The organism is uncultured Pseudosulfitobacter sp., from assembly GCF_963976325.1.
Lineage (GTDB): Bacteria > Pseudomonadota > Alphaproteobacteria > Rhodobacterales > Rhodobacteraceae > Pseudosulfitobacter.
The window spans coordinates 929,915-951,172 of sequence record NZ_CAXBJW010000001.1 but is presented as its reverse complement, the minus strand read 5'-3'; the positions used below and the strand labels follow the sequence as shown (position 1 = coordinate 951,172).

At 61.1% G+C, this 21,258-nt stretch carries 25 protein-coding genes; 6 read left to right on the top strand and 19 right to left on the bottom strand.

Translation table 11 applies throughout. The features are described 5' to 3' along the window. The first annotated feature begins 93 nt into the window (after positions 1 to 93). Positions 94 to 222 carry a hypothetical protein gene (locus tag AAC077_RS04710; protein ID WP_339767989.1) on the top strand — a complete coding sequence of 43 codons (129 nt, stop codon included), beginning with the start codon at positions 94 to 96 and terminating at the stop codon, positions 220 to 222. A 191-nt stretch (positions 223 to 413) separates the two neighbouring features. Here AAC077_RS04710 and AAC077_RS04705 read toward each other — a convergent pair whose 3' ends face one another. Together AAC077_RS04705 and AAC077_RS04700 are read right to left on the bottom strand one after the other, a co-directional pair. Then, positions 414 to 1,811: a methyl-accepting chemotaxis protein gene (locus tag AAC077_RS04705; RefSeq protein ID WP_339767004.1), complete on the bottom strand. Its 1,398-nt coding sequence runs from the start codon at positions 1,809 to 1,811 to the stop codon at positions 414 to 416. A 64-nt stretch (positions 1,812 to 1,875) separates the two neighbouring features. Then, entirely contained in the window at positions 1,876 to 2,325 is a 450-nt protein-coding gene (locus AAC077_RS04700; protein WP_339767002.1) for an iron-sulfur cluster assembly scaffold protein, read from the bottom strand. Between the two features lie 70 nt (positions 2,326 to 2,395). Between AAC077_RS04700 and hisI the strand changes: the two genes are divergently transcribed. After that, positions 2,396 to 2,761: a phosphoribosyl-AMP cyclohydrolase gene (hisI, locus tag AAC077_RS04695; RefSeq protein ID WP_339767000.1), complete on the top strand. Its 366-nt coding sequence runs from the start codon at positions 2,396 to 2,398 to the stop codon at positions 2,759 to 2,761. On the opposite strand, the gene gluQRS is transcribed toward hisI, so the two are convergent. From gluQRS to AAC077_RS04675, 4 genes are all read right to left on the bottom strand, one after another. After that, a complete protein-coding gene (gene gluQRS, locus AAC077_RS04690) occupies positions 2,758 to 3,612 on the bottom strand; it encodes a tRNA glutamyl-Q(34) synthetase GluQRS (protein WP_339766998.1) in 855 nt (284 codons plus the stop codon). The two genes, hisI and gluQRS, sit on opposite strands and share 4 nt — an antisense overlap. Next, positions 3,609 to 4,220, bottom strand: coding sequence for a class I SAM-dependent methyltransferase (locus AAC077_RS04685; protein ID WP_339766996.1), 612 nt, complete (start codon positions 4,218 to 4,220; stop codon positions 3,609 to 3,611). The genes gluQRS and AAC077_RS04685 overlap by 4 nt, the downstream gene beginning before the upstream one ends. A gap of 43 nt (positions 4,221 to 4,263) precedes the next feature. Further along, positions 4,264 to 5,616, bottom strand: coding sequence for a methylenetetrahydrofolate--tRNA-(uracil(54)-C(5))-methyltransferase (FADH(2)-oxidizing) TrmFO (gene trmFO / locus AAC077_RS04680; RefSeq protein ID WP_339766994.1), 1,353 nt, complete (start codon positions 5,614 to 5,616; stop codon positions 4,264 to 4,266). A gap of 329 nt (positions 5,617 to 5,945) precedes the next feature. Continuing rightward, on the bottom strand, positions 5,946 to 6,731 hold the full coding sequence (locus AAC077_RS04675; RefSeq protein ID WP_339766992.1) for an enoyl-CoA hydratase: 786 nt from the start codon (positions 6,729 to 6,731) through the stop codon (positions 5,946 to 5,948). A 57-nt stretch (positions 6,732 to 6,788) separates the two neighbouring features. Here AAC077_RS04675 and AAC077_RS04670 point away from each other — a divergent pair, with 57 nt between their 5' ends. After that, positions 6,789 to 7,208: a PaaI family thioesterase gene (locus AAC077_RS04670; RefSeq protein ID WP_339767958.1), complete on the top strand. Its 420-nt coding sequence runs from the start codon at positions 6,789 to 6,791 to the stop codon at positions 7,206 to 7,208. Between the two features lie 72 nt (positions 7,209 to 7,280). Here the strand turns inward: AAC077_RS04670 and AAC077_RS04665 are convergent, their stop codons facing one another. Next, positions 7,281 to 7,514 carry a DUF1127 domain-containing protein gene (locus AAC077_RS04665; RefSeq protein ID WP_339766990.1) on the bottom strand — a complete coding sequence of 78 codons (234 nt, stop codon included), beginning with the start codon at positions 7,512 to 7,514 and terminating at the stop codon, positions 7,281 to 7,283. Positions 7,515 to 7,621: 107 nt separating this feature from the next. Here AAC077_RS04665 and AAC077_RS04660 point away from each other — a divergent pair, with 107 nt between their 5' ends. From AAC077_RS04660 to rpsI, 3 genes are all read left to right on the top strand, one after another. Next, on the top strand, positions 7,622 to 9,034 hold the full coding sequence (locus tag AAC077_RS04660) for a PLP-dependent aminotransferase family protein (RefSeq protein ID WP_339766989.1): 1,413 nt from the start codon (positions 7,622 to 7,624) through the stop codon (positions 9,032 to 9,034). Between the two features lie 161 nt (positions 9,035 to 9,195). Next, a complete protein-coding gene (gene rplM, locus AAC077_RS04655; RefSeq protein WP_339766987.1) occupies positions 9,196 to 9,657 on the top strand; it encodes a 50S ribosomal protein L13 in 462 nt (153 codons plus the stop codon). Positions 9,658 to 9,659: 2 nt separating this feature from the next. Then, complete coding sequence (gene rpsI / locus AAC077_RS04650) at positions 9,660 to 10,160, top strand: 30S ribosomal protein S9 (protein ID WP_339766985.1); 501 nt, start codon at positions 9,660 to 9,662, stop codon at positions 10,158 to 10,160. A 133-nt stretch (positions 10,161 to 10,293) separates the two neighbouring features. Here rpsI and AAC077_RS04645 read toward each other — a convergent pair whose 3' ends face one another. The 12 genes from AAC077_RS04645 to guaA all read right to left on the bottom strand — a co-directional run bounded on the left by AAC077_RS04645 (position 10,294) and on the right by guaA (position 21,204). Continuing rightward, positions 10,294 to 10,698, bottom strand: coding sequence for a hypothetical protein (locus tag AAC077_RS04645; protein ID WP_339766984.1), 405 nt, complete (start codon positions 10,696 to 10,698; stop codon positions 10,294 to 10,296). 111 nt (positions 10,699 to 10,809) lie between these two features. Then, complete coding sequence (locus AAC077_RS04640; RefSeq protein ID WP_339766983.1) at positions 10,810 to 10,983, bottom strand: hypothetical protein; 174 nt, start codon at positions 10,981 to 10,983, stop codon at positions 10,810 to 10,812. Between the two features lie 168 nt (positions 10,984 to 11,151). Further along, positions 11,152 to 11,766, bottom strand: coding sequence for an FkbM family methyltransferase (locus AAC077_RS04635; RefSeq protein ID WP_339766981.1), 615 nt, complete (start codon positions 11,764 to 11,766; stop codon positions 11,152 to 11,154). A gap of 224 nt (positions 11,767 to 11,990) precedes the next feature. Next, positions 11,991 to 12,608: a TetR/AcrR family transcriptional regulator gene (locus tag AAC077_RS04630; RefSeq protein ID WP_339766979.1), complete on the bottom strand. Its 618-nt coding sequence runs from the start codon at positions 12,606 to 12,608 to the stop codon at positions 11,991 to 11,993. Continuing rightward, complete coding sequence (gene ppk2 / locus AAC077_RS04625; RefSeq protein ID WP_339766977.1) at positions 12,601 to 13,470, bottom strand: polyphosphate kinase 2; 870 nt, start codon at positions 13,468 to 13,470, stop codon at positions 12,601 to 12,603. Before ppk2 ends, AAC077_RS04630 begins: the two co-directional genes overlap by 8 nt. A 56-nt stretch (positions 13,471 to 13,526) precedes the next feature. After that, positions 13,527 to 14,489: an alpha/beta hydrolase gene (locus tag AAC077_RS04620; protein WP_339766975.1), complete on the bottom strand. Its 963-nt coding sequence runs from the start codon at positions 14,487 to 14,489 to the stop codon at positions 13,527 to 13,529. Between the two features lie 4 nt (positions 14,490 to 14,493). Next, entirely contained in the window at positions 14,494 to 15,411 is a 918-nt protein-coding gene (metA, locus tag AAC077_RS04615) for a homoserine O-succinyltransferase (RefSeq protein WP_339766973.1), read from the bottom strand. Between the two features lie 43 nt (positions 15,412 to 15,454). Continuing rightward, on the bottom strand, positions 15,455 to 16,315 hold the full coding sequence (locus AAC077_RS04610; protein WP_339766971.1) for an ATPase: 861 nt from the start codon (positions 16,313 to 16,315) through the stop codon (positions 15,455 to 15,457). A 136-nt stretch (positions 16,316 to 16,451) separates the two neighbouring features. Next, a complete protein-coding gene (locus AAC077_RS04605; RefSeq protein WP_339766970.1) occupies positions 16,452 to 17,558 on the bottom strand; it encodes an outer membrane protein transport protein in 1,107 nt (368 codons plus the stop codon). A 174-nt stretch (positions 17,559 to 17,732) separates the two neighbouring features. Next, on the bottom strand, positions 17,733 to 18,668 hold the full coding sequence (locus tag AAC077_RS04600; RefSeq protein WP_339766967.1) for a DMT family transporter: 936 nt from the start codon (positions 18,666 to 18,668) through the stop codon (positions 17,733 to 17,735). A gap of 52 nt (positions 18,669 to 18,720) precedes the next feature. Continuing rightward, entirely contained in the window at positions 18,721 to 19,581 is an 861-nt protein-coding gene (locus AAC077_RS04595; RefSeq protein WP_339766965.1) for a DMT family transporter, read from the bottom strand. A 60-nt stretch (positions 19,582 to 19,641) separates the two neighbouring features. Then, complete coding sequence (gene guaA, locus AAC077_RS04590; RefSeq protein WP_339766963.1) at positions 19,642 to 21,204, bottom strand: glutamine-hydrolyzing GMP synthase; 1,563 nt, start codon at positions 21,202 to 21,204, stop codon at positions 19,642 to 19,644. Positions 21,205 to 21,258: the final 54 nt, after the last annotated feature.

Below are 21,258 nucleotides of genomic sequence, written 5' to 3'. Positions count from 1 at the left end.
GTTCCAATAAGTTCACAAATGTTCTCACAAAGTTCTTTACAGAACGTAAAGGATATGAGAACAAAGGAGCAACAAAGAACGGGAGATGACACGATGACCACCATGCGAATGATCAAATCCATCGCCACCCGCGCGGAAAGCACATTGTTGCAAGATGCGGTGGGGGCTGCGGCCTTGATGGTGATGCTGGTCGTCGGACTGCACCTGCCTGCCTTTGTCTGATTTTCTGCCTGCGATGTCGTGCCGGCTGTCTGGCGTATCCGTCCCAAATAGATGCGCATTAACGGGATTGCCTGTCCCGCGTTAACCAAGGTCCCCCTTGGCCGGACAGTTCGGGTCCCACACGACAAACGCTTTTCCTGCGCCGCCATCCCAACCGGATGTGCGGCGTTTTTTTTGCGGTTGGAACAGCCTTAAAATGTATAGGCCAGCCGCAAACCGCCCCAATGCACACCGTTGATTATGATCGGGGCCGACAGATCCTTCATCATGGCGAAATCGCCACCGCCCATGTCGCGGCGGTACACCTGCAACAGAAACGGATCGGTGCTGCGCCCCGCCTTTAACCCCACGCGGTCGTCAAAGATGCGCCGGTTGCGGCAATTGGCCATGTTCCACACCGGGTCACCCCCTTGTGGCTGCGAGAATTTGCGATTGTGGGTGGGCAGATAGCCGTTCACATCCACAGCGGCGCAAAACACCACGCGGTCGTCAAAGCGCAGCGCCGGTTCCTGAATATCAGGCATCACCTGATCCATCAGCTTGGTAAATCCGGTGACAACCTGAACCGGATTGCTTCCGGGCACCGGATGATATTGCCGGTCGAACATTTGCGCCTGCGTGATCTGGCCGTCCGCAATCGCTTGTTCCAACCGGCTGCTGGCGATGGCGGCAAGCTGGCGCACATAGTCGATCATCGGCGCGTCCTTGGTCGTGCCCCCCAGCGCCGCGCTGGATTGCACGATTTGTTCCGACCGGTCGATCAGCCGGTTGATCCGTTCGTGCGTGGATTTGATGCCGTTGGTGGTGCGGGTCACCGCCGCCTCTATCCCCACAAGGTTCGGCGAGAAACTGGCCATCGCCACGCCCACCACCTGCGTGCGGTCCGCAATCCGCGCCACCTGATCAAACGCCTGTTGCATCGAATTTTCGATCTGCGTCAGGGCACTGTCGCTGGCCCCGGTCAGATCAATCACGGTTTCGGCGGTGCTGGCAATCGTCTGCGCCTCGGTGCCCAGCAGCGCCATCCAGTCGGTCAGCGTTTCGATATTGCGGGTGATGCGGGTGGCCGCGTCCCTGGTCTTCTGGCTCAGCGCGTTGATCGCCTCGGCCACCACGGCAAAACCGCGCCCCGCGTCGCCCGCGCGGGCGGCTTCGATCTTGGCGTTGATGGCCAGCGTGTTCACCTGCATGGCAATTGTCGCGATCTGCGCGTTGTTGTCCTTGACCGCATCCAGCGTTTCACCAACAGAAAGCGTGCGATCGCGCAATTCCTGCACCCATCCGGCGACGGTGGTGGTTTGCGCCCCCAGACCCCGAATGGTGTCCGCCGACGTTTTGACATCGCGCACCGCGTCGCGGGTGCTGCCGGTCAGCGCATCCGACGCTTCATGCATCTCGGCATTGGCGGTTTCAACCTTGGTTGCGGAATGGGTCAGGGCGGCCAAAGCGGAGCGTTGTTCGCGGGCCTGGGTTTCGACCACGTCCAGAAAACCGGCCAGATCGACAATTTCATACCCCAATTCAGAGGCGCGCGCAGCCAGACGGTTGATCTGCTGAAGTTCGGCAATTTCGGAATGTGCGGTCATCATGCCTCGCCAGTTGTCAATCACTGGCTAGCGCAGATTGGTTCACAAGTTCCTAATGCGGGCGCGCTCAGGCGCAGTTGGCTTGCAAGGCCTGTTGCATCGCCTCGGCCGTGGCTTCGATGCTCAGCAGAATCGAGGCGTGGCGGTTGCGATACTCGCGGGCGGGTTCCAGCACCTTGAACCCGTCAAAGGGGGCGTCGGGCACCGGCCCTGCGTCCTTCAGCATGGCGCGCAACTGGTCGCGGGCGGTCTCGACCTCGGCCAGCGTGCGCCCGATCACGGCGCCCCCCACGACGGCCGCCGATGCCTGACCCAGCGCACAGGCTTTCACGTCCTGACCAAAGGCGCTGATGACCCCGTCGGCCACGCAGACATCCACCGTCACCGTCGACCCGCACAGCGGCGCGCGTTTCTTGACCGTGGCGCCGGGGCTTTCCAGCCGTTCGCGGTGCGGAATATCGGTGGCCAGCGCCAGAATCTGGCCCGAGTAAAGTTTGATAAGATCGCTGTCCGCCATGTCCGCTTTCCTTTCGGTGCACCCTGATACATAAGCGTCCCGGCCCGAGATGCAAATTAGGATTTACGTGATGTCCGACCAAAATTTCGACCCCGCAACCCTGACCTATAACGACGCGGGTCTGATCCCCGCGATAGCGCAGGATGCCACCACCGGCGATGTGCTGATGATGGCGTGGATGAACGCAGACGCCGTGGCGCGCACGCTTGAAACGGGCAAGGTCACCTATTGGTCGCGCTCGCGCAGCGCGTTCTGGATCAAGGGCGAAACATCCGGCAACGTGCAAGAGCTGGTCGATTTCCGCTTTGATTGTGACAGCGATTGCCTGTTGGTGATGGTCAACCAGACGGGGCCTGCGTGCCACACCGGGCGGCGGACGTGCTTTTACCGCGCTGTGCGGGGCGGTGAGGTGGTCGAGCTGGAAGCCGCGCCCTAAGCCGGCAGCCCGACCAGCCTGCGAATGTCGCGGGGCGTGGCACCCTCGGCACGGTATCTGGCGATGGCGCGCGCATCGTCGCGTTTGGCCAGCCGTTTGCCCGCGTCGTCACGGATCAGGCGGTGGTGATGATAGACAGGCGTCGGCAGGTTCAGCAGCCTTTGCAGCACCACATGAATGCGCGTCGCTTCGGCCAGATCGGCACCACGGACCACATGGGTGATCCCCTGCGCCGCATCGTCCAGCACCACGGACAAATGATAGGACGTGCCCATATCGCGCCGCGCCAGTACGATGTCGCCCAGCGTTTGCGTCAGATCTTCGGTGCTGAAATCCACCGTGCCTGCGTCCTCGCCCGTTTCGATGTAGCGCAGATCGCACAGCATTGGCACCGCGCGGGCCATGTTCAGGCGCAGGGCGGCGGTGTCGGGGATGGGCGTTTCGGGGGCAGGCACATGGCGGCAGGTGCCGGGGTAGATCGGGCCGTCGGGGCCGGTCAGCACTGCGCCTTCCTGCGGGGCAGACAGCGCGTACTGGATGTCGCGGCGGTTGCAGGTGCAGGGGTAGATCAGACCGGATTTCCATAGTTTATCAATGGATTGCCGGTAAAAGTTCATGTTTTCCGACTGGCGCAGAACCGGCTGTTCCCACGTCAGGCCCAGCCACGTCAAATCGTCGTATATCTGCGCCTCCCATTCGGGACGTGCCCGCGCGCGGTCGATGTCTTCGATGCGCAGCAGGAACCGACCTCCCTGAGCCTGTGCCATGTCGTGCGCCAGCATGGCAGAATAGGCATGGCCCAGATGCAGCGGCCCTGTGGGGGATGGCGCAAACCTTGTGGTGAATGTCACGCTTTTTCAATCACATATATGGTGCCGTTCAAGTTGATTTCGGGCAGGTGCGGCCCGTCCTCGCGCATCAGCAGGCGGGCGGCACCGCAGTCGGTCCATTCGGACAAGGTGCCCTCGCAGGCGGGGTCTTTCAAGGCGTGATCGTTCAGCGAAAACACCAGCTTGCCGCCCTTGGGCAGCTTGCGCATCAGCGTGTGCAGCATTCCTGCGGGTGCAGCCCCTGAGCCAATCGCACCGACGGCGGCTATCAAGCTGTATGTGCCATCGGCAAAAGGCAGGGTTTTGCCGCCCTTGATCCGGGTAAGGGACCGGTAAATCGCCTTGTCCTGCGCCAGCGCCAGCATTTCCGACGACAGGTCCACGCCGTCGATCACGTCAAAGCCGGCATCGCGCAGCGCCTGTCCCGACAGGCCGGTGCCACAGCCGAAATCCAGTACAGGAACATCCGTGTCTTGTACATATTTCCGCAAGGCGGCCGCGCAACGGGCCGGGGTGGCATAACCCTGAGCGGTAATATCAGCCTCGTAACTGGCGGCCCAGTCATCGTACAGCGCACGGGTTTCACCCGCGTCGCGGGCTGTGTAAGCTTTGTTCAGAAATGATGACATAAGGCAAAGGTAGGGCCAAGCGGCCCCACCGTCCAGTCTGTCGTCAGGCAATCGCGCCCTGCGGGGCCAGCCATGCCTGCCAATCCGCCTTGGCGCGGTCGGTATAGGCCTTGTAGCGGTCCTTGCGTCCGCGACGGCCTGATTTCAGCCCGTCAACGGGGGGGAACAGGCCAAAGTTCACGTTCATCGGCTGGAACGTCTTGGCCTCGGCCCCACCCGAGATATGGGTGATCAGCGCGCCCATCGCAGTGGTGTTCGGGGGCGTGTCCAGCGTGCCGCCCAGCAGTTCGGTGGCCGCCATGCGCCCTGCCAGCAGCCCCATGGCCGAGGATTCCACATAGCCTTCGACACCGGTGATCTGGCCTGCGAAGCGCACATTGGGCCGCGACCGCAGGCGCATCTGGCCATCCAGCAACGTGGGACTGTTCAGGAACGTGTTGCGGTGGATGCCGCCCAGACGGGCAAAGCTGGCGTTTTCCAGCCCGGGGATCATCTTGAACACTTCGGTCTGCGCGCCGTATTTCATTTTGGTCTGAAATCCGACGATGTTGTACAGCGTGCCCAGCTTGTTGTCGCGGCGCAACTGCACCACGGCGTGCGCCTTGACGTCGGGCTGGTGCGGGTTGGTCAGGCCCACGGGTTTCATCGGGCCGTGGCGCAATGTCTCGCGGCCCCGTTCGGCCATCACCTCGATCGGCAGGCAGCCGTCGAAATATCCCGCCGTTTCGCCCTCGTGAAACTCGGTCTTGTCGGCGGCCAGCAGGGCGTCGATGAAGGCGTCGTATTGCGCCTTGTCCATGGGACAGTTCAGGTAGGCGGTGCGCTCTTCCTCGGTCTCGCCCTTGTCATAGCGCGACTGCATCCAGGCGCGTTCCATGTCGATGCTGTCGTGATAGACGATGGGGGCAATCGCGTCGAAAAACGCCAGCGCCTCGGCGCCGGTCTCGGCGGCAATCGCCTGACCCAAGCTTGAAGACGTCAGCGGACCGGTGGCGAAGATCCACGTGCCGGTGTCGGGCAGCGCGGTGATCTCGCCGTATTCCACGGAAATATTCGGATGCGCCATCAGGGTGTCGGTGATGGTCTGGGCAAAGGGGTCGCGGTCCACGGCCAGCGCACCGCCAGCGGGCAGGCGGTGTTTGTCCGCCGTTGCCATGACCAGCCCGTTCGCCGCGCGCATTTCCCAATGCAACAACCCCACGGCGTTCTGTTCGCTGTCGTCGGACCGGAACGAATTGGAACACACCATTTCGCCCAGCAGACCGGTCTGGTGGGCAAAGGTGCCGACCTGAGGGCGCATTTCATGGATCACGACCTGCACGCCCATGTTGGCGGCTTGCCATGCTGCTTCGGACCCGGCCATGCCGCCGCCCACAATATGAAGGATATCTGTCATAGGGCTGATGTAGGGCAGGGCGCGGCCATGCGCAACGGGGCGCAGACATGCCTGTGCCGTGGGGTGCGTTTAGGGCTTTCGTTTTTCAGGGGGATATTTTGGGGTCGCCGCTGCGGGAATGGTCGGTCAGAGAGAGCTGACCTGGAGGGACCTTCCGCCGACGGCGACCCAAAATCGTTTCAGCCACTTGGCTTGTCATTCTTGTGACACAGTAATGCCCGATTTGCCAGAGATTCCGCGTGAACAATCCATCCCGAAATGGAAACAGTGAGAAGTTCGAGGTTATCTCTTTTTATTCCAAACAGTTAAACAGTTCGGCAGAAATTCACCTATTGCTCCCAGCGTGGGTCACGCTTGTCCAAAAACGCCGCAATTCCTTCTTCGGTGTCCCGGTGCAGCATGTTTTCCACCATGACATCGCCGGTGTGCGCATAGGCAGCATCGGTGGTCATCGACAACTGGTCATAAAACGCCTGTTTGCCGATTTTCACCGCCGACCCCAGCTTGGCCGCGACCGTATCGGCCAGCTCTTGCGTCTCTGCGGCCAGATGCTCGGGCAGGACCGCACGGTTGATCAGCCCCAGCGCCTGCGCGCGGTCGGCTTCGATGAACTGGCCGGTGGTCAGCATCTCGAACGCCTGTTTGCGCGGGATGTTGCGGGTCAGCGCCACCATCGGGGTGGAACAGAACAGGCCGATGTTCACGCCATTGACGCCAAAACGTGTGCCCTGCGCCGCGATGGCCATGTCGCAGGTGGCGACCAGCTGGCACCCCGCAGCGGTGGCGATGCCGTGGACTTGTGCGATGACCGGCTGGGGCAGGGATTGCACCCGCGCCATCATCGACGAACAGCGGTTGAACAGATCGGCGAAATAGCCGCGCCCGCCGTCCGGCTTCTGGCGGCCTTCGGTCATTTGTTTCAGATCGTGACCGGCGCAGAATGCCTTGCCACTGCCAGACAGGATCACCGCGCGGATGCTGCGCGTCTCGGCGATGTCGTCCAGCGTGGTGTGCAGCGCCAGAATCATTTCGTCCGACAGCGCATTCAGCCGCTCGGGTGCGTTCATCGTCAGATGGGCCACGCCGTCCGTGACCTTACGTTCAAGAATTGCCATCTTGCCCTCCAGGTGTTTGACAGGAACCTTAGGTCAGGGATGAGCAGAGGGAAAGCCATGCAAACGGTGATGAGCGCAGAAGACTTGATGGCCTTTTTGGTGGTCGAGTTCGATCAGGTGGCCAACGACTTTATCGTCGAAGAGGTGGGGGGCGGCAAAATCCGCGTCCGTCTGGTGGTGGACACCCGTCATTTGCGCCCCGGTGGCACCGTGTCGGGGCCGTCGATGTTCGCACTGGCGGATGTGGCGGCCTATCTGGCGACGCTGGCTTTGGTCGGCCCCAAGGCGCTGGCCGTGACCACGAATTGTTCCATTGATTTCATGCGCAAACCGGCTGCGGGCGTCGATCTGGTGGCACATGCGACGGTTCTGAAGCTGGGCAAGCTGTTGTCGGTCACCGATGTATTGATACATTCGCACGGCATGGACGCGCCCGTGGCCCGTGCCAGCCTGACCTATGCGATTCCGCAGAAATAACCGCCAGATATGAAAAGACCGCCGGGACGAACCCGGCGGCAAGGAAGAGGTCTGTCACGCGTCACAGGGACGTTACGCGCGCCAGAAAACCCGACGTGACTCGGTATAAGCCACGTGCGGGGTCAGTCCCACATCGTCCAGCTGCTGTTGCGTCAACTGGCCAAGTGCCAGGCGCGTGCGGCGGCGTGTGGCCCATTTCGACAGGGCAACCGCCAGATTGATCGCAACGACAGAAGTGACCGGCAGCGTGCGCGTGTCGCGCAGGTGGGCCAGGGCGTCGGCGGACAGGGCAGTTGTCTGTGTCATGGGAAATCTCCTTTGGTTCTTCCGATGAATTGTATTGACACAATTTGGCGTTATTGCCATGAGTATTGATACAAAGGCGAATGCAAAGAATCTATGGAAGCATTGTAATGGATACAATTTGGCCGGACACGCTGCCAACCGGTGCAGGGCCCAAGTACAAAGCCGTGGCGCAGATCATCCGCGCGGCGGTGTCAGAGGGGGCATTGACCCAAGGCACACGGCTGCCGCCGGTGCGCGACCTGGCGTGGCAGCTCAAGATCACGCCGGGCACCGTGGCGCGTGCCTATACAATTCTGACGGACGAGGGGCTGCTGAACGCCGAAGTCGGGCGGGGCACCTTTGTGGCGCCGCCTGTGGACGACGATGCCGCCTTTGCCCCGCCGATCGAGATTGACAGCGCCGCCCACAACCGCGAGGCGCAGGACTGGCGGGTGAACATGGTGTCACCGCATTTGCCCAGCGTCGGACAGGCGCACCTGATCCGTGGCCTTCTGGCCGATATTGCCCGCGATCCGCCGTCCGGCATGATGCACTATCCCGACCGCACCAACGCCCGCCCTGCGCGCGAGGCGGTGGTGAAATGGCTGGCGGGCGCGCAGTTGGGCCATATGGATCAAAGCGATGTTGTGCTGGCCAACGGTGGGCAAAGCGCCATCCTGCTTTTGATGCAGGCGCTGCTGAGGGGGCGCAAACCGGCGGTTCTGGTCGAGGATCTGTCCTATCCCGGTTTCCGCCGTGCTGCCGATCTGGTGCGCGCCGATGTGGTGCCCGTTGCGATGGATGCTTACGGCGTGATCCCCGAGGCGCTGGCCCGTGCCGCCGCCCAGAACGATGCACAGGTATTCTGCACCTCGCCCGAGGTGCACAATCCCACCTGTCTGTTCACCCCGCTGGAACGCCGGCTTGAGCTGGTCGAGGTGGCCCGCGCCCATGACCTGCAAATTATCGACGACGACTGCTATCAGATCGCGGCGGCCAAGGCGCCGTCCTACCGGATGCTGGCGCCGGAGCGGGGCTGGTATGTCTCGTCGATTTCGAAATCGCTGACACCGGCCTTGCGGATCGGCATGGCCATCGCACCGCACGGGCGGGCGGCCCCGCTGCGCCGTGCGGCGGAACATGCGTTTTTTGGACTGCCGACGCCAATTCTGGACCTGACGGCGGCTTTGCTGACCCATCCGCAATTGCCGGCGCTGACCGGGCAGGTGCAGGCGGGCATCAACCAATATGTACAGGCGGCGGTGAACATTCTGGGCCGCTACGACCTGCGCTGGCGCGAGAATGTGCCGTTCGTCTGGCTGCCGCTGCCCGAAGGCTGGCGGGCCACCGCGTTTTGCCAGGCCGCCGAGGCGCAGGGCGTGCAGGTGCGCGCGGGCGAGGAATACGCCTGTCGCGACGCGCGCAGCCCGCACGCGATCCGGTTTGCCATCAACGCCGGTGTGCGGCTGGAGACCTTCAAGGACGCGGTGGGACGTTTGCGCATGTTGTTGGACAACCCGCCCGAGCAAATCAACGTCTGAACGTTGGGGTATAATAATACCTTATTTGCAAGGCATTGATTTTCAACGGTTATAAAAGATTTGCGCCGCTTGACCGTGCTTGCGCGTGCTATATAACCCGCCCATCGCATACCAGGGACACGCACCGCGTGGCCCGCAACAGCAAACAGGAAACTCCTGCAATGAAAACCTTTACCGCAACACCTGCGGATATCGACAAGAAATGGATCCTGATCGACGCCGAAGGCATCGTTCTGGGCCGTCTTGCCTCGATCGTCGCAACCCGCCTGCGCGGCAAGCACAAGCCGTCGTTCACACCGCACATGGACATGGGCGACAATGTGATCATCATCAACGCTGAAAAAGTGCAACTGACTGGCAAGAAGCGCCAGGAAGAGCATTTTTGGCACACCGGCCACCCCGGTGGTATCAAATCGCGCACCAAAGAGCAGATCCTCGAAGGTGCACACCCCGAGCGCGTGGTCACGCTGGCCGTCAAACGGATGCTGCCCGGCAACCGTCTGAGCCGTCAGGTCATGACCAACCTGCGCGTCTATGCTGGCGGTGAACACCCGCACGAAGCGCAAAACCCCGAAGTTCTCGACGTGAAGTCGATGAACAAGAAAAACACGCGGAGCGCATAAGCATGGCCGACGAAATCAACACACTCGAAGATCTGCAAGCCGCAGTGACCGAAAATGTCGGCGGCGTGCAAGGCACTGAAACCGATCTGAACCCGCGCGAGCAGGTTCGTGACGAATTCGGTCGGTCCTATGCCACAGGCAAACGGAAAGATGCGGTTGCCCGCGTCTGGATCAAACCCGGTTCGGGCAAGGTCACCGTGAACGGCAAAGAGATGAAAACATACTTTGCCCGTCCGGTTCTGCAAATGATCCTGGCCCAGCCCTTCACCGTTGCCGGTGTCGAAGGCGAATTTGACGTGGTTGCCACGGTCAAGGGCGGCGGTCTGTCCGGTCAGGCCGGTGCGGTCAAGCACGGCGTGTCCAAAGCGTTGCAACTGTACGATCCCTCGCTGCGTGGCGCGTTGAAAGCCGCAGGCTTCCTGACACGCGACAGCCGCGTTGTGGAACGTAAGAAATACGGTAAAGCCAAAGCGCGTAAGAGCTTCCAGTTCTCCAAGCGTTAATCCGGCTTACACCGCGAAGACTTGGAAGAACCCGCGCCACGGCGCGGGTTTTTTCGTTTTCGGAATTTACGTACAAAAAGGCGCGCAATCTGTACAAGATCACGCGCCAATTGTCTGTCAGGTGGTGGCTGGATCAGCCGCCGAATTCATACGACACGGTAAAGCCCAACAGGCCGTCGCTGTCGTTGGTGTCTTCGTACAGAACCTGAAACGCGGTGCTGTCGTTGATCGCATAAACCGCGCCCAGTTCGCCATAGACGTTGTCATCACGATCCGAGTTGCCAACCAGACCCACCAGCGACCAACGGTCGTTCAGGGGCGCTTCGAATGCGAATTCCTGATCGCTTTTGCCGGTGTCGGGGTCGACGATCACGGCAATGGCACCCTCAACGCTGTCGGTGACGGGGAAGGCCAGCGTTGCGGTGATTTCTTCGGAATGGCCATCAGTGTTGTTCAGCCAGATATAGCCATAGGTCAGATCCCACGACATGCCGTTGCCAAATTCGGCGCCGTAGCCAAGGTTGGCTTCGTATTCCACGTCATCCGCCGGGTCCTGGTACAGGGTGGTGATGGTCAGGCCGCCGTGAAACCCGGAATAGGCCAGTTCGAAAAAGCCTTCGAGTTCGTTTTCGGCATGGTCCAGATCGTCCTACGTGGCGAACCGTGCTGTGGCGGCAATGCCTGCGCTCCACGACAGAACCGGGCGGTCCTGAACCGGATCAAAGATCGGATCGGCACCAACGGCAATGTTGTCTTGGGCAAAGGCGGCACCCGCGCAAAGAGTCGCGAAGACACCCGCACCGATGAGGGTTTTAGTGGTCATGATTGTGCTTTCAGTGGGAGGTCCCTGGCTGGTCTGGCGACTTGCTAGGACTGGTTTTGATTGAGTCTTTTACTAAGGTACTGAAATGCACCATGCAATGCCAAACCCCGCCATCCTCGTGTGACAAGGATAGATCAAGGTTATGACGCCTTAATTTCGTGCAGAGTCCTAGCTGCGCGCCTCAGCGTTGACGTACCAGTCATCAAAGCGCGACACGTCTTCCAATACGCGCGCATAGCCTTTTGAAGTCAGCAGGGCATGTATATCTTCGCGTTGCGGGGCAAAGTTGTGCTCGACCGTCAGAATGCGGAACGACCAGCGGTCGAAGTCCAGCGCGTTCAATATGTCGAATTCACTGCCTTCGGTGTCGACGGACAGATAGTCGATCACCTCAGGCGCGCCATGTTCCGCAAGCAGATCGTTCAGCGAAATGGTCGTGACATCGTAGGATGTGCCGCGCAATTTGCGAGACTTTGACACAAAGGTAGAAATCGCCGAGTTTTCACCACGGGGGGCTTCGGTGAATTGCAAGGTTTCGCCCGAGGCGCGCCAGACACAGCGCTTTTCGATCGCGCACGCACGGTTGGCGGTCAGTTCGGCCTGCCAGTTGCGGGCGGGTTCAGCCAGGATGCCGCTCCAGCCGAATGCGGTTTCCATCAACCAGGTGTTGTTCAGATCAACGCCGTTGGTGGCGCCGAATTCGACGAAGAAACCGTTCTTTTTGAAATCCAGTCGCGCCAGCGCAAACAGATCTTGTCGCAGTTGCGATTTGGAGTGGTCCAACAGGTCAATACAGGTGCTGCGATGTTCCGGCGTGACGGATTTGATAAAATTCAGATCGAAGTAACCTGGTTCACGCCGTTTCAGGTCGCGTAGGCGATCCTTTCGGGTGATCGTGGCGTTGGAAAAAGATATTGGTCCTGTTTAAGAGATCTTATTATAAGGTTTTTCTACTCAAGGTTGATCGGTTGGAAAGCCCTTTCTTCACAAGGATTTACCTTTTGGGGTCACCCATCCGGCGCCACCAGGCCCAAACCGCGCAAGTATATGCCGATGCCGCTTTCCAGAAGGTCCTCGGGGGGGAAGGGGCTGGCGCGGCCGGGGCTGTTGCGGGCGAAGAGTTCGACGACGCCGTGGCTCATCGCCCAGATGTGGGCGCTGAACATGGACGCGGGGGGGCGTTTGTCGGCGGGGATGTGTTGTGACAGGTCGCTGGCGGCTTTTTCCAGAACGCCGTTCGCGCGGTTGGCAGCGGCGGCCAGTTCCGGCGTGCGGTTGATCGAGATGCCGCTTTCGAACATCGAAATATAGTGGCCGGGGTGCTTGCGGGCAAAGGCCAGATAGGCGCGGCCCGTGGCCTCGAACGCCGCCAGCGCCGAGGGCTGGCCGGACTGATAGGCGTAATCCATCAGGTCCGCGAATATCTCGTAGCCTTGCAGCGCTGCCTCGGCGATCAGGTCCTCGCGGCCCTCAAAGTGACGGTAGACAGCGGCGGGGGTGACACCCGCCTGTTTGGCAGCCTCGGACAGGGTAAAGCCTGTGGGGCCCTTCAGCTCGATCAGCTCAAGCGCCGCATCGACCAGCGCCTGCCGCAGATTGCCATGGTGATAACCGCGTTTAGGCATCCCAGATGTCCGGTCCGCCACAGATGCTTTCGTCAATCTTGCCAATGGCTTGGGCGTCCTTGTTGGTGTAGTCCAGCCCGTGCAGCACACAGCGGATCGCGGCCAGGCGCGCGCGACGCTTGTCGTCGGACCGCACGATGGTCCACGGCGCATGGTCCGAATGCGACCGGTCCAGTGTTTCGCGGATGGCGGTGGAATAGTCGTCCCATTTCTTCAGGCCCTCGACGTCGATCCAGCTAAGCTTCCACTGCTTCAGCGGATCGGATTCGCGGTCCATCATCCGACGCAATTGCTCTTCGCGGCCCACGTTCAGCCAGAACTTGAACAGGTGAATGCCGTCCTCGACCAGCATCTCCTCAAAAGGTTGGACCTGTTGAAAGAAATGCGCGCGCTGTGCATCGGTGCAAAAACCGAAAACCTTTTCGACGACGCCGCGATTGTACCAGCTTCGGTCAAAGAACGACAGGTTGCCTGCACTGGGCAAGCGTCTGATGTAGCGTTGGAAATACCATTCTCCGGCCTCTTTTTCCGTGGGCTTGGGCAGGGCCACCACCTGCGCGCTGCGCGGGTTCAGGTTTTCGCGGAACCGTTTGATCGTGCCGCCTTTGCCCGCCGCGTCGCGGCCTTCGAACACACAGGCCACGCGCGCGCCGCTTTCCTGCACCCAGGCCTGCATTTTGACCAGTTCGATCTGCAACCGCTCCATCTGCTTGTCATAGGCCTTGCGCGACATGCGTTCGGAATGCGGATAGCTGTCGGACAGCACGTCGTCCTTGTCGGCGCGCGCGATGGTTTTGCGGATGTCCTCGGGCGCTTCGCTTTCGGCAAAGGCGCTGATGGCGCCGTCGAATGGTTTGGTCACGCGGCGTGCTCCCCTGAAGTGACTTCTATTAACATCAATATGGTGCGGCGTGGCGCTTAACGCAAACCCGCACGTTGCGCTGCACGGTCAATGGCATCGACAACGGCCTGCGGATCGACGTGATGTGGCATATGTCCAACACCGGGCAGCACGGTCAGATGGGCGCCGGGCACCTGTTGCGACAGCGGGATCGAGTGGACGGCCAGCGGCACGGTGTCGTCGGCATCGCCGTGCACGATTTCCATCGGCATGGTCAGGGTCGGCAGCTGCGGTTTCATCGCAACCATATGCGGGCGCAGGGTGTTCACCTGACGCACATTGGCGCGCAGGGTGGTGCGGCGCATGGACAGGCCTGCGCCGATATAGTCGGCATAGCCTTGCGGCGCGGTCTGCGGGGCAAAAATGCTGTCGATGCGGTCCTTGACGTAGGGGCGGGGGGTAAAGGCGGTGATCAGCGGCACCACCAGCGCGCCACCCCAAGGTGCGCCCAGAACGGTGTAGAACGGCCCCAGATCGCCCGGCCATGGCTGTGCGACGCCCGCGACCATCACAACGGCGGCGGTGTCGTCGGGCCGCGACAGCGCCCATGCCAGCGCGACAGAGCCGCCAAAGCTGTGGCCCAGCACGACGGGATTGCGCACGCCCAACTGGTCGGCGGCACCCTGCAACAGCGCGGCTTGCGTCTGGGGCGGGGTGCCTTGCGACGCCCACGCGCCGTTGGCGGCGTCATCGGGCAGGCCGGTCCAGCCCAGTCCGGGGCGGTCGAACAGGATCACGCGGTAGCGGTCGGTCAGCCGTTCGGCGAAATCAAAGGTAAAGTCGCGCACATTGCCGCCAGCACCATGGATCAGCACCAGATCGGGGCCCTGGCCCATGACAACCGCGTGCACCTGCGTGCCGTTCACGTCCAGCATCTGTCCGATGGGCGGATGGGTGCGCGCGGCGCGTGCCTCGCGGTAATGGGCCGCGATTTGCACGGTGGCCACAAGGGCCAGACCGAGAACAACGAGCCAGATCAACAGTTTACGTCCCAATTTTGGCCAGTTCAAATGGCGTGGATTGGTAGATTTCATTGATCCAGTTCCCGTACAAAAGATGCGCATGGCTGCGCCAGCGGTTTTGTGGCGGCTGGCTGGGGTCGTCGTTGGGATAGTAATTCATCGGCACGTTGATTTCGGTGCCTGCGGCCACGTCGCGGTCGTATTCCTGTTTCAGCGTGTCACTGTCGTATTCAAAGTGGTTGAAGATATAAAGCGCGCGGTGGTCCACGTCCTCGACCAGACAGGGGCCGACCTCGTCACTGCCCAGCAGGGTGCGCAAGGCGGGCACGTCGTCAACCTCGGCCTGTCGCATTTCGGTCCAGCGGCTGACCGGGATCACGCAATCGTCCGAGAACCCGCGCAGATACGGCGAGGCAGGCGCAAGGTTGCGGTGCCGGAAGCAGCCAAACGCCTTTTTCTCCAGCATGTGTTTCTGCACGCCGTGGAAGTGGTTGATCATCGCCATCCCGCCCCAGCACACGCCAAAGGTGGAATGTACGTTGGTCTGGGTCCAGTCCATCACGCGCTGCAATTCGTCCCAATAGCCGACGTCGTTAAAATCAAGGTGTTCAATCGGCGCGCCGGTGATGATCAGCCCGTCGAACTTTTCATCCATCACCTCGGACACGGGGCGATAGAACGCCTCCATATGTTCGGCGGCGGTGTTGCGGGTGTTGTGGTCTGTCATGCGCAGCAGGCTGAATTCAATCTGAAGCGGCGTGGCCCCGATCAGGCGGGCAAACTGGTTTTCCGTCTGGATCTTCTTGGGCATCAGGTTCAGCAGCGCGATGCGCAGCGGGCGGATGTCCTGACTGGCGGCTAGTTCCTCGTCCACAACCATCACACCCTCGCGGGTCAGCACGTCGTAAGCGGGCAGGGTGGCTGGGATCTTGATGGGCATTGGCTTGGGTCCGGTCTTGTATTGGAAAGGGTCAGATAGGGTTTTAAGTGCGCCGCTCAAGGGCTGTGGCGATCAGGTCGGTGAAATCGGCGGGGGATTTCATGGCCGCCACCTCGTCTGCGGTGACGGTCACGCCCCAGCGCGCCATCGCCTCGTAACGCGGCTGGCGGTGCGCCAGCGCGCGGGCATAGGTCCAGCGGATGAACGTATCGGGGTTCACTTGTGCTTCGGACAGTCCTGATTCCGCAAGGTATTCGTCCCAGCACTGTTTCAGGAATGCAGGCAGATAGGCCATCGGTTTGGGGGCTTTGTCAAAGCGGCGGATCAGCTCGGCGGTGTGCGCGTCGTTGCCCTTGATCCACACGGGCAGGCAGGTTGCCGACAGCTCGGTCATCAGCGGATCGTGATCGTCGTCGGCATCGACCCATTCGCAGATCGACCCGCCGGTGTCGCAGATGAAATGCGGATAGCCATAGAGCGCGCGGCCCCGGTCGGCGAAATAGGCGGTGTCGCGCAGGGCGCTGATTTCGGCGCGGCGGAACTGTTCCTGACGGCGGGTGTATTCGTCGATGGCCAGCCCGCCCAAGGCCGGATCGCCCGGTTTGCCCAGATAGGTGGCGACGGGGGACAGGTTTTCAAAGGTGATGTTCGAGCCGATGTAGATGCTGTCCGACAACAGCAGATCGCGCAGGAACGGCACTTTCATCGCTTCGGCCTTGGCGTTGTCGGCGATGTATTCGCCCATGTAGCGGGTGCCGATGCGGTAGTCGATCGAGTAGTGGAACCAGTCACCCGAGGCGCGCAGCAGCGTCGACATGTGGGTTTTGCCCAAGCCTGACATGCCATAGACAAGCACGCGTTTTTCGGGGGCGTCGCGCCAGCTTGCGGCATCGGGGTATAGCATCGGTCAGGGTCCGTTATCTGTTTGACCACGTTCCTAACCGAGCGCCGGACAAGACGCCAGTTCCGGCTGCCGTCACATGAAAAAACCCGCAGCCTGTGGGACTGCGGGTTTCAGGGTTTTCCTGAAAAGGATCAGGTCAGAACGTGTAGCCGACCTTTATACCAATCGCGACGGCGTGGTTGTCCTTGAAGTTCGAGGCAGCGGTCGCACCGCCGTCGATTGATGTCTGGGCGTCACCGATATTGATATAGCGGATGCCCGTGGTGACCTTCATGTTGTCCTTGGTGTAGACCGCCGCCAGTGCCAAGCTTTTGGAGCCGTCTGTTGGGCCAAGGTTGCTGGCAAAGCCGCCGTTCGACTTTTCATAGCCGACCGAAGCCGACACCGACCATGTTTCGCTGAGACGACGGCCGACACCCAGCGAATAGCTGAACACGTCGTTGTCGTAGCTGACCAGTGACGCACCTCCTGATACGACTTGGTAATCTGCCGGTGTGATGTCGAATTCAGACCACTCTACCCAACGGATACCACCAAATAAAAGTGTGTCTTGCGCGACGCCCGTTTGGAAATCCAGATTGACCGATTGTGGCGTTTCGATCTGTGTGATTGAAGAATTTGCGCCCAAGGCCGAGGTTTCATTCGTTTGAACGTCGTGTTTGATGCTTGAATTGTAGGTCAGAGCCACCCGCAGGGCGATGTCTGGTCGTTCATACGCAACACCAGCGACATAGCCGATCCCAATGTCACGCTCTCCTGATACATTGTAGGGTCCACTTGGAATAAACGGCACCGCAGCCGTCGCCTCGATGCTTTGCACCCGGATACCGCCGTGAACGCTGAAGTTGTTTTCGAACTTGTAGCGCATCAGGCCGGTGATCGCGTGGGCGTCCAGATCAGCCATGGAGCCAGCCGCGAAATAGCCCGTGCCCGTGGGATAATCCACATCCGCGCCAAAGGGTTGGTCATAGATGATCGCATAGGACAAACGGTCGTTGATGTCCGCTTTGTAGGCCGCACCCAGTTGCAAGAAGCTGGACGTCATGTCGCCCGAGCCGAAACCGCCCAGACCGGCAACGGCCGTGCCCGATGTGTCGGGGGACACCGACCCAAGGCTGAATTCTGCATAGCGACCGCTTTCGAACAGCGCCTGAATGGACTGTCCCGAACGGTCGATGCCGCCCGCTTGCGCGGCACAAGCCGAGCCAAGAAGCGCCGTAATGGCGATGGTCTTTACTGTCATGTCACTCCTCCCCAGAAGCTGCTTCGCGAACGATCGTTGGCGAAGACAAATAAAACTAAGCGTAGAGAACGGGCCTGCGTCAACGTTGACGCATGGGCAAGATTGGTTGCCTTACGCAAGGTTATTCACCTGCGGACCAACGTTGTAAATGTGAGGCCAATCTATGAAGCGATGCTATCTAGGCGGGATTTTACGGTCAACCAGTCGCGCAATGATGGCGCGCCAAGTGCGGCCATCCAGCACCACCAGCCCCAGCGCCAACAAGGCAAAGCCTGCATAGGCCTGTGGCCCCAGCGTTTCGCTGCGCACCCACGCGCCCAAGGTGATGGCAACGGGTGGGATCAGCAGGGTGACAATCATCAGGTTGCCGCTGCCCGCCATGTTCAGCACGCGGTAGTACAGCAGGTAGGCGCCCGCCGTGGCGACGATGGCATAATAGGCGATGGCCAGCACCGTATCGGGTGCCAGCGACAACGTGATCGGTCCCTCGACGCTCCAGGCCAGCGGCAGGGTGATCAGGCTTGATCCGGTCAGCATTCCGGCGGCGGCCAGCACAGGATGCAGCCCGCCCAGATGCTTGCGCGCCCAGACACCGGCCAGCGCATAGCTGACCGCACCACCCAAGACGGCGAGTTGGGCGAGGCTTTGCAGATCAAAGCTGTGCAGGCTGTCCAGACCGATGGCGGTGGCCACGCCCGCAAAGCCCAGACCCACGCCAAGCGCGCGCCGCGGGGTCATACGTTCGTCTGTAAAGAACAGTGACGCGGCCAGTACGCCGAAAATGGCGGTGGCCGCGTTGAAGATCGAGGTCAGGCCGCTGGCGATGTGCAACTGCCCCCATGCCATCAGGCCAAAGGGGATCACATTGTTCAGCAGTCCCATCACCACGAACGCGCCCCAGATGCGCGGGTCGCGTGGCACCGGAATACGGCGCAGCGCCACCACGATCCACAGCACCAGCATCGCCCAGCCGGTGCGATGCGCCACGGCCCACAGCGGCCCGATTTCGTCCAGTGCCACGCGGATCGACAGGAACGACCCGCCCCAGATCAGCCCCAGCAGCAGCATTTCGGCCCATGCGCGGCCGGAGATGGATTTTTGGTATGTCATGGCCTTGGGCCTAGCAGTGCTGTCTTGGTGATACGATCCGAATGCTGCGCAATCAGCGGCGGCGGGTTTCGAACCAGATGTTCATGTAGTTGCCTGCAAAGATCACCGCAGCCCCGACAAACACCCAGATATCAATGCTTTCGTTATACACCAGCATTCCCACCACAGCGATGGTCGGCAGGCGGATAAAGTCGATGGGGACAACCACGGTGGCCGGTGCGATTTTCAGCGCGTTGGTCAGGCAGAAATGCGCCAGCAGACCGGCCAGGCCGATCAGCGTCAGCCAGGGCAGCGTCGTCGCTGAGGGCAGCATCACATCGCCGTCGTATCCTGCCATGACCATCCCCATGACCAGTTGCATCGTGGTCAGCCAGAACAGGATACAGGTGATCGACTGGGTGCGGGTCAGACGTTTGGTGAACATGATGGTCAGCGCGAAAAAGATCGCGGCGCTGGCGGCGGTCACCACGCCTGCGTTGATCGCGCCCACGTCGGGGCGCGCCACGATCAGGATGCCGACAAATCCCAAAAGCGCCGCCAGCACGCGCATCGACGTCAGCCGTTCGCCAAGGATCAGCGGGGACAATACGATCACCCAGATCGGCGAGGTGAACTCCAATGCAAAGACCTGCGCAAGCGGGATCAACGTCACCGCGTAGAACCACAGGTTCTGTCCGGTGAAATGCGCGGCGTTGCGGATCAGATGCGTGCCCATCTGCTGGGTGTTGACCTGCCGCCACGTGCCGGTGACACCAGCCACCAGACAGACGATCACCACGCCCACAAGGCTGCGGTACATCATGATCTCAAAGGTATCGAGCTGCGAGGCCACTTCGCGCCCGGCCACGGCCATCGCCGAAAACGACGCTATCGACCCGCTCATCCAGAGGGCGGCCTTGAGGATGGGGTTCATTCGGTTAGCGCCTTGATCTGGATGTAAAAGACAGCCCCGCGTGCAGGGCTGTCAAAGCGTTTATTCCCACTCGATGGTGCCCGGAGGTTTCGAGGTGATGTCATAGGTCACCCGGTTGATCCCCGGCACTTCGTTGATGATCCGGGTGGCGGTTTCGCCCAGGAAATCGTGGCTGAACGGATAATAGTCGGCGGTCATGCCGTCGACCGAGGTGACCGCACGCAGCGCACAGGCGAAATCATAGGTACGCCCGTCGCCCATCACGCCGACGGTGCGGACGGGCAGGATGGCAACGAAGGCCTGCCAGATTTCATCGTACAGCCCGTGCTTGCGGATCTGGTCGATATAGACGGCATCGGCCTCGCGCAGGATGTCCAGCTTGGCGCGGGTGATCTCGCCGGGGCAGCGGATCGCCAGACCCGGACCGGGGAAGGGATGGCGCCCGATAAAGCTGTCGGGCAGGCCCAGTTCGCGGCCCAGTGCGCGCACCTCGTCCTTGAACAGTTCGCGCAGCGGCTCCACCAGCTGCATGTTCATCCGCTCGGGCAGACCGCCGACGTTGTGGTGCGATTTGATGGTGACCGAGGGGCCGCCGGAAAACGACACGCTTTCGATCACGTCGGGGTACAGCGTGCCCTGTGCCAGGAAATCCGCGCCGCCGATCTGTTTGGCGTATTTCTCGAACACGTCGATGAACAGACCGCCGATGATCTTGCGCTTGGTCTCGGGGTCGCTGACGCCGTCCAGCTTGCCAAGGAACAGTTCGGATTCGTCGGCGTGGATCAGCGGCAGGTTGTAATGCTCGCGGAACATGCCAACGACCTGTTCGCTTTCGTTTTTGCGCATCAGACCGTGATCGACGTAAACGCAAGTCAGCTGCTCGCCGATGGCCTCGTGGATCAGCACGGCGGCCACGGAACTGTCTACGCCGCCGGACAGCGCGCAGATCACCTTGCCGTCGCCGACCTGATCGCGGATGCGCGCGATGGCTTCCTCGCGGTAGGCGTCCATGGTCCAGTCGCCCTTGAACCCGGCCAGTTTGACAAAGTTCTGGTACAGCGTCTTGCCGTTGGGGGTGTGGTGCACCTCGGGGTGGAATTGCACGGCGAAGAAATTGCGTTCGACATCCGCCGTGATGGCAAAAGGCGCGTTGGGCGAGGTGCCGTAGACCTCGAAGCCCGGGGCCAGCGCGCTGACGTGGTCGCCGTGGCTCATCCAGACCTGTTCGCGGTCTTCCAGGAACCAGCCGTTCAGCCAGTCCAGCGGTTTGGCGCCCTTGCTGACATAGGCACGGCCAAATTCGGCGGTGCCGTGGCCGCGTTCGACCTTGCCGCCCAGGCAATGCATCATCACCTGCTGGCCGTAGCAAATGCCAAGGATCGGCACGCCAAGGTCAAAGACCGACATGGGCGGCATCGGCGCGCCCTCGGCAAACACCGACGACGGGCCGCCCGAAAAAATCACGGCCTTGGGCGCGAATTCTTTCAGGAAGTCATCCGTTACGGTGTTGAACGGGTGGATTTCGCAATAGACGTTCAGTTCGCGCAGGCGACGCGCAATAAGCTGCGTTACCTGGCTGCCGAAGTCGATGATCAAAAGGCGGTCATGGGAGCTTTGTTTCATGCAAACCTGTTAAGGCTGTGTGCCGCCTGTGGCAAGCGCCTGACAGGGCTGTGC

Coding starts and splice junctions, on each gene's coding strand:
- AAC077_RS04710 (WP_339767989.1), top strand. CDS start 94: ATGACCACCATGCGAATGATCAAATCCATCGCCACCCGCGCGGAAAGC.
- AAC077_RS04705 (WP_339767004.1), bottom strand. CDS start 1,811: ATGATGACCGCACATTCCGAAATTGCCGAACTTCAGCAGATCAACCGT.
- AAC077_RS04700 (WP_339767002.1), bottom strand. CDS start 2,325: ATGGCGGACAGCGATCTTATCAAACTTTACTCGGGCCAGATTCTGGCG.
- hisI (WP_339767000.1), top strand. CDS start 2,396: ATGTCCGACCAAAATTTCGACCCCGCAACCCTGACCTATAACGACGCG.
- AAC077_RS04685 (WP_339766996.1), bottom strand. CDS start 4,220: ATGTCATCATTTCTGAACAAAGCTTACACAGCCCGCGACGCGGGTGAA.
- trmFO (WP_339766994.1), bottom strand. CDS start 5,616: ATGACAGATATCCTTCATATTGTGGGCGGCGGCATGGCCGGGTCCGAA.
- AAC077_RS04675 (WP_339766992.1), bottom strand. CDS start 6,731: ATGGCAATTCTTGAACGTAAGGTCACGGACGGCGTGGCCCATCTGACG.
- AAC077_RS04670 (WP_339767958.1), top strand. CDS start 6,789: ATGCAAACGGTGATGAGCGCAGAAGACTTGATGGCCTTTTTGGTGGTC.
- AAC077_RS04665 (WP_339766990.1), bottom strand. CDS start 7,514: ATGACACAGACAACTGCCCTGTCCGCCGACGCCCTGGCCCACCTGCGC.
- AAC077_RS04660 (WP_339766989.1), top strand. CDS start 7,622: ATGGATACAATTTGGCCGGACACGCTGCCAACCGGTGCAGGGCCCAAG.
- rplM (WP_339766987.1), top strand. CDS start 9,196: ATGAAAACCTTTACCGCAACACCTGCGGATATCGACAAGAAATGGATC.
- rpsI (WP_339766985.1), top strand. CDS start 9,660: ATGGCCGACGAAATCAACACACTCGAAGATCTGCAAGCCGCAGTGACC.
- AAC077_RS04640 (WP_339766983.1), bottom strand. CDS start 10,983: ATGACCACTAAAACCCTCATCGGTGCGGGTGTCTTCGCGACTCTTTGC.
- AAC077_RS04630 (WP_339766979.1), bottom strand. CDS start 12,608: ATGCCTAAACGCGGTTATCACCATGGCAATCTGCGGCAGGCGCTGGTC.
- metA (WP_339766973.1), bottom strand. CDS start 15,411: ATGCCCATCAAGATCCCAGCCACCCTGCCCGCTTACGACGTGCTGACC.
- AAC077_RS04610 (WP_339766971.1), bottom strand. CDS start 16,315: ATGCTATACCCCGATGCCGCAAGCTGGCGCGACGCCCCCGAAAAACGC.
- AAC077_RS04605 (WP_339766970.1), bottom strand. CDS start 17,558: ATGACAGTAAAGACCATCGCCATTACGGCGCTTCTTGGCTCGGCTTGT.
- AAC077_RS04600 (WP_339766967.1), bottom strand. CDS start 18,668: ATGACATACCAAAAATCCATCTCCGGCCGCGCATGGGCCGAAATGCTG.
- AAC077_RS04595 (WP_339766965.1), bottom strand. CDS start 19,581: ATGAACCCCATCCTCAAGGCCGCCCTCTGGATGAGCGGGTCGATAGCG.
- guaA (WP_339766963.1), bottom strand. CDS start 21,204: ATGAAACAAAGCTCCCATGACCGCCTTTTGATCATCGACTTCGGCAGC.